This is a genomic window from Deferrisoma palaeochoriense (assembly GCF_054656955.1).
Genome location: NZ_BAAHXI010000111.1, coordinates 1 through 5,808 on the forward strand (window position 1 = coordinate 1; position 5,808 = coordinate 5,808).

Below are 5,808 nucleotides of genomic sequence, written 5' to 3' on the forward strand. Positions count from 1 at the left end.
TGGACTGAACGATACCGAACCGGATCATGGTGGCCCTCCGATTCACCGAAAAGGTGAACATGCCAAGTTATCATGCTAACACAGAATCGGCAGCAATATCAATACGTTGCGCCGAATGCTCCTACACAAAAACAGCCGCTTCCCGATACCACGGACCAGGTCTGTTCACGAATTCAGGTACGGATAAGCCCTAAGGCGCTTACACTATTTGGGCTTTTTTCTGAAGAGGCGAAATAACTGGAGAGCATGCGCTGAGGGAAAAGTGGACATGAAAACATTTCTCCCGTTTGCCGCGCCCGACGTGGACGAAGCGGAGTTGAGCGCGATCAAGGAAGCTGTCTTTTCCGGTTGGGTGACCACCGGGCCGAAGACGAAAGAATTTGAAGCCCGGTTTGCCGAGGCCGTGGGGGCCAGCCACGCCGTAGCTGTCAATTCCTGCACAGCGGCCATGCACCTGGCTTTGGAGGCTGTGGGGGTGGAACGAGGCGATGAAGTTGTTACAACGCCATACACCTTTGCCGCGACGGCAGAGGTGGTGCGGTACTTCGACGCAAGGCCAGTGCTAGTGGATGTCCGGCCCGACGATTTCAGTTTGGATCCGGAGAAGCTGGAGGTGGCGTTAACAGAGCGGACCCGTGCAATCATTCCGGTCCATATTGCTGGGCTTCCTGCCGAGTTGGATGCGATTTACGAGATAGCGGCCCACTATGGATTGGCCGTGATCGAGGACGCCGCTCACGCTTTTCCATGCGAGTACAAGGGCAAGGTAATAGGAAGTGTGGGCCGGAGTTGGCCACAGGTGCGTTCAGCTACCTGTTTTTCTTTTTACGCCACCAAGACCATCACTACCGGCGAAGGGGGGATGATCACCACCCACGACGATGAACTGGCGGAGCGGTGCCAGATCATGAGCCTCCACGGCATCAGCAAGGACGCCTGGAAACGCTACGCGGCCGAGGGGTCTTGGTACTACGAAATCATAGCGCCAGGCTACAAGTACAACATGACCGACATCGCGGCTGCCATGGGGCTCGTCCAACTCTCAAAGGCGGAACGCATGTGGGCGCGGAGGAGGGCGATTGCCGAACGATACACGGAGGCCTTCTCTGGCCTGCCTGCCTTGGAGGTGCCGGCCGATCGCCCAGACTGCCGCCATGCCTGGCACCTGTACATGCTTAGGCTCCACTTGGACCGACTAAGGATTGATCGGGGGGCTTTTATAGAGGAACTAAAGAAGCGGAGGATAGGTGCGAGCGTGCATTTCATTCCCTTGCACGTCCACCCGTATTATAGAGAGACTTACGGATGGAAACCTGAAGATTTCCCTGTGGCCTATCGCGAGTACCTGCGGGAAGTGTCCTTGCCTATCTACTCCCGAATGAGTGATGAAGATGTGGAGGAAGTGATCAGTGCCGTCACGGACATTGTCGAGCGATTCAGCCGCTGACGCTCTAAGGCGGGCCATCGACATCCTTGGGTCAGCGGCTGGCCTCGCCGTCCTGAGCCCGCTTTTCGTTGTGATTGCGATCGTGATTAGGATAGACAGCCCTGGCCCGGTGTTTTATAAGGCACGGAGGGTGGGGAAGAGCGGCAGGATTTTTCATCTTTACAAATTCCGAACGATGATCCACGGTGCCGACCGAGTGGGGCCTGCCATCACGGCACGGGCCGACGCCCGCGTCACACGGGTTGGGAGAATCCTCCGCCGTCTTAAGTTCGACGAACTTCCCCAACTTTTCAACGTGCTTCGAGGAGATATGAGTCTTGTGGGCCCGAGGCCGGAAGACCCCCGGTACGTAGCGCTATACACGCCGGAACAACGCCAAATTCTGGCCGTGCGGCCAGGTATCACTAGTGCCGCCTCTCTAGCGTACCGGCACGAGGAGGAGCTGTTGGCTGGCGAGGACTGGGAGTCCGTCTACCGCACGCGAGTTCTGCCCGACAAACTAGCTATTGATCTTGAATACCTCTATGGTCGAACCGTTTTGTCGGACTTGAAACTTATTCTTCGCACGATTGTTGCCATGTTTCAGTAAGTCCCGCCGGGGGGTTAGGAGTGCGCAGGGGCGGGGTCTGGACTCCCTGGGAGGATTGGTGGTAGAACGCACGGCGTGTTGCGGCGGCGGGTGGCTGCCGCGGGTTTCCTGAAGCTCGGCCCGGGGATTGGCGGGCCTGGGGGGTTTGGATGGTTCGGTATAGGAGGCTTCTCCTTCTTCCGGTCGACACGGCCCTGGTGGTCGTGGCGTACCTTCTCGCCTACCTCATCCGGTTCGACTGGACCGTGCCGGCCGGCCAGCGCGATGTATTGCTGGTCGGCCTTGCGGTTTCGGTGGCCGTCAAGCCCCTCGTGTTCTTCCTGTCGGGGTTCTACCGCCGCCTTTGGCGTTACGCCTCGATCCCCGACCTCGTCCACATCCTAAAAACCGTTTCCGTGGCCTGCCTCGTGGCCACGGTGCTCACGCTCTTTTTCACCCGGTTCGAGGGGTACTCCCGCAGCATCCCCCTTCTTGACTGGATGATCCTGAACGGTCTTATCATGGGCCGGAGCCTGGCCTGGCGGCTCTTTCAGGAGCACTGCTACGCCCGGCGGGCCGAGGAGGGGGACCCCGTGCTGATCGTGGGAGCCGGCATGGGCGGCCGGCTCCTGGCCCAGGAGATCCGCCAGAACCCGGACATGAGGCTCCGGGTGGTGGGGTTTCTGGACGACGACCCGTCCAAGGTAGGGGCCCGGGTGCTCGACATCCCGGTGTTGGGCCGAATCCGGGACCTGGGGCGCCTCGCCCGGTTCCACGGGGTCAAGCGGGTCATCATCGCGATCCCGTCGGCGCCGTCGAAGCTGATCCGCGAGGTGGTGCACCGGTGCCAGGCCGAGGGGCTCCAGGTGCAGACGCTCCCGCCCATCACGGACATGCTGGAGCCCCGGCGGCTCGCGGCCCAGCTTCGGGACGTGAACCTGGAGGACCTGTTGGGCCGCGACCCGGTGAAGCTCGACACCGGCCGCATCGCGGGGTACCTGGCGGGCCGGCGGGTGCTCGTGACCGGGGCCGGGGGATCGATCGGAAGCGAGATCTGCCGGCAGGTGGCGCGGTTCGGCCCCCGGCGGCTCATCCTTTTTGAGATCGCGGAAACGCCGCTCCACGAGATTCACCTGGAACTCCAGCGGGAGTTTCCGGGGCTTGACGTGGTGCCGGTGCTCGCCGACGTGCGCGACCGGGACCAGGTGGGGGAGGTGTTCGAGGCGTACCGGCCCCAGGTGGTGTTCCACGCGGCCGCCTACAAGCACGTGCCCATGATGGAGTACCACCCGGCCGAGGCCGTGAAGACGAACGTGTTCGGCACCCGGAATGTGGCCGAGGCGGCGGAGGCCGCGGGGGTGGAGCGGTTCGTGATGATCTCGACTGACAAGGCCGTGAACCCCACGAACGTGATGGGGGCCTCCAAGCGGGCGGCCGAGATGTTCGTGCAGGCCTTTGACGCGGAAAGCCGCACGGAGTACGTGACCGTGCGGTTCGGAAACGTCCTGGGTTCGAACGGGAGCGTGGTGCCGCTCTTCCAGGAGCAGATCCGCCGGGGCGGGCCGGTGACGGTGACCCACCCCGACGTGATCCGCTATTTCATGACGATCCCCGAGGCGAGCCAGCTCGTGCTCCAGGCCGGGAGCATGGGGCAGGGCGGGGAGATCTTCCTCCTTGATATGGGGGAGCCCGTGAAGATCGTGCACCTGGCCGAGGAGCTGATCCGGCTTTCGGGGCTTGAGCCGCACGAGGACATCGAGATCGTGTTCACCGGGCTCCGGCCCGGCGAGAAACTCTTCGAGGAGCTCCTGATCGAGGGCGAAGGGGTGAAGAAGACCGAACACCGGAAGATCCTGGTGGCGGCGGCCCGCACGGTGCCGCTGAAGGAGATGGACCGCCACCTTCAGGAGCTCAAGTTTTGCGTGCGAAAGGGGGAGCCCGAGCTCATCGTGGCGAAACTACGGGAGATCGTGCCCGAGTACCGCCCCAACCGCGGCCCCGGCGCCGAGGTGAAGCTCCACCCCAAGGCCGCGGGCCCCGCGGAGCCCCAGCCCGCCTCGTCGAGGTGATGGGAAGAGCCGTGACGGGTGGGAACAGCAGGGGGGCGGTCGGGACGCTGCTAAGTTAATAAGTTTTCGGCACCGAGGGCCTCGCGTACGGCCGCGTTGGCGGTCCGTTCGGCTATCGGCCGCCGGTTGGAGGGCGGTGGCGTCGGGCGCGCGGGTCGGGGGCGGCTTCTGGATCAGGGGTCAGAATTCAGAAGGGCAGATGACCGAGAACCCCTTCCGTCCGGCAAGGGTTCATCGGGTACGTAGAGGTGGATCATCGCCGAGGTGCACAACGCGTTTTTTGATCGCTCGTTCAAGGAGCGAGGGCGATGAGGGTGATTTATTTCCCGGACACCGACACTGCTTTGATCGAGTTTCGAGACGCCGCGGTCGCCGAGACCCGGGAACTCGGCGAAGACATTTACGTGGACTTGGACGAGAACGGAAAGCTTGTGAGCCTCACTATCGAGCATGCACGGGCGAACGCCCGACTGGAGGAGTTCTCGCTCCGGGAGATGCCGCAGGGGATGAGCCCACGAGCTTCGACGGGTTGAGGTGCGGGGCCTGCTGGTTCTGAGGTCGGCGCGTTGGTCAGGCATTCCGGACGACGGCCGTTGACAGGTTATTTGGTTCTCGAGCCTAGGGTGGCGGGCGCGGTGTCGATGGTTGCAGGGGGCGGCAGAGGAAAAGGGGTGCGGCCGTTGCTCCGCCCAGGTAGTCGGGGGCCGATGCGGTGTAGGCGGTGATCGCCCGCCCGGGGGCGCGGGTAGCAGACGCTGAGTTTCGCCGGGGCCTACGCCCCCTTCGTCGGGCGCGGCAGATGGACTTCTGTGTCCCGGCGGTGGGCGGCCAGGTCTTCCTTCACCTCTTCGAGGGTCTTCCCAACCTGGTCGATCTTGGCACTCAGCCGATTCTCGACGCTGTCGATCCTAGCGCTCAGGCGGGCGTCGACCGCGTCGATTTTGGCGGACAGGCGGGTGTCGACTTCGTCGATCTTAGCGCTCAGGCGAGTGTCGACTTCGTCGATTTTTGCTCCCAATCGGGCGTCCACGCCGTCGATCTTGTCGTCGAGCGCCTGGATCAGGAACAGGAGGTGTTCGTCCCGCTCCCGAGACTCCTGCCGGGCCCGTTCAATGTCGGCCCGAAGCACCTCGTGACCCTCCAGGACGAGGTCGAACTTCTCCCGGATGTCTTCGAGCAAAATTTCGAAGTGTTCCTTTTTCATGGCCCTACCCCCGCTCAAGCGGATTGAGGCATGCACGGGCATCTTGCCCCCGTCCATCGCGGGATGCAAGCGGCCGTTGGGGCGGGGGCGGAGCTGTTGGGACGGTCGGGGTCGGTGACGGGTGACAGGGGCACAACGGCCCGCGCCGGCGGACGCTGCCTCAGCCCAGAACGCTACGCAAGGCCGCGCGGAACGCGTCGAGGGGCTCGGCCCGCACGGCCTGGCGGCGGCCTTGCTGGAGGCCCTCCCGCCGGCCGGCCTCAAGCCCCTCGCGTTTCCACTGCTCGGTCCACTCTTTCACCCGTTCCGCCAGCATGTCTCGCACCTCCAGGAGGTCCCGGGTCTCGGGAAGGGGGGGCGGGGAAGCCGTGCCGCGGGATGAGCACCCGCCTCAGCCACACCGCGAACGTGCGCCGGAGTTCCTGCTGCTCCGGGGCGGCGAGCCATTCCAGCAGCGCGTCCTCCCCGTATCGCCCTTCGTCGGGCTACGTAGGGCGACGGGCTTGTGCTCCGGCGGACG

Annotated in this window: 6 protein-coding genes; 4 read left to right on the forward strand and 2 right to left on the reverse strand. The window is 63.6% G+C overall.

Annotation, left to right across the window (positions count from 1 at the left end; all coding sequences use genetic code 11):
- Positions 1-268: 268 nt before the first annotated feature.
- The 4 genes from ACYQ8L_RS17840 to ACYQ8L_RS17855 all read left to right on the forward strand — a co-directional run bounded on the left by ACYQ8L_RS17840 (position 269) and on the right by ACYQ8L_RS17855 (position 4,617).
- Positions 269-1,447: a DegT/DnrJ/EryC1/StrS family aminotransferase gene (locus ACYQ8L_RS17840; protein ID WP_459943175.1), complete on the forward strand. Its 1,179-nt coding sequence runs from the start codon at positions 269-271 to the stop codon at positions 1,445-1,447.
- A complete protein-coding gene (locus tag ACYQ8L_RS17845; protein ID WP_459943176.1) occupies positions 1,410-2,036 on the forward strand; it encodes a sugar transferase in 627 nt (208 codons plus the stop codon). The genes ACYQ8L_RS17840 and ACYQ8L_RS17845 overlap by 38 nt, the downstream gene beginning before the upstream one ends.
- Before the next feature lie 149 nt (positions 2,037-2,185).
- Entirely contained in the window at positions 2,186-4,084 is a 1,899-nt protein-coding gene (locus tag ACYQ8L_RS17850) for a polysaccharide biosynthesis protein (protein ID WP_459943177.1), read from the forward strand.
- Positions 4,085-4,392: 308 nt separating this feature from the next.
- Entirely contained in the window at positions 4,393-4,617 is a 225-nt protein-coding gene (locus ACYQ8L_RS17855; RefSeq protein WP_459943178.1) for a DUF2283 domain-containing protein, read from the forward strand.
- A gap of 239 nt (positions 4,618-4,856) precedes the next feature.
- On the opposite strand, the gene ACYQ8L_RS17860 is transcribed toward ACYQ8L_RS17855, so the two are convergent.
- Both ACYQ8L_RS17860 and ACYQ8L_RS17865 read right to left on the reverse strand, forming a co-directional pair.
- On the reverse strand, positions 4,857-5,288 hold the full coding sequence (locus tag ACYQ8L_RS17860) for a hypothetical protein (protein WP_459943179.1): 432 nt from the start codon (positions 5,286-5,288) through the stop codon (positions 4,857-4,859).
- 160 nt (positions 5,289-5,448) lie between these two features.
- On the reverse strand, positions 5,449-5,604 hold the full coding sequence (locus tag ACYQ8L_RS17865) for a hypothetical protein (protein ID WP_459943180.1): 156 nt from the start codon (positions 5,602-5,604) through the stop codon (positions 5,449-5,451).
- Positions 5,605-5,808 lie beyond the last annotated feature (204 nt).

What these genes read in the sequence shown, in the direction of transcription:
- ACYQ8L_RS17840 (WP_459943175.1), top strand. Translation starts at nt 269, where the DNA reads ATGAAAACATTTCTCCCGTTTGCCGCGCCCGACGTGGACGAAGCGGAG.
- ACYQ8L_RS17850 (WP_459943177.1), top strand. Translation starts at nt 2,186, where the DNA reads ATGGTTCGGTATAGGAGGCTTCTCCTTCTTCCGGTCGACACGGCCCTG.
- ACYQ8L_RS17855 (WP_459943178.1), top strand. Translation starts at nt 4,393, where the DNA reads ATGAGGGTGATTTATTTCCCGGACACCGACACTGCTTTGATCGAGTTT.
- ACYQ8L_RS17860 (WP_459943179.1), bottom strand. Translation starts at nt 5,288, where the DNA reads ATGAAAAAGGAACACTTCGAAATTTTGCTCGAAGACATCCGGGAGAAG.
- ACYQ8L_RS17865 (WP_459943180.1), bottom strand. Translation starts at nt 5,604, where the DNA reads ATGCTGGCGGAACGGGTGAAAGAGTGGACCGAGCAGTGGAAACGCGAG.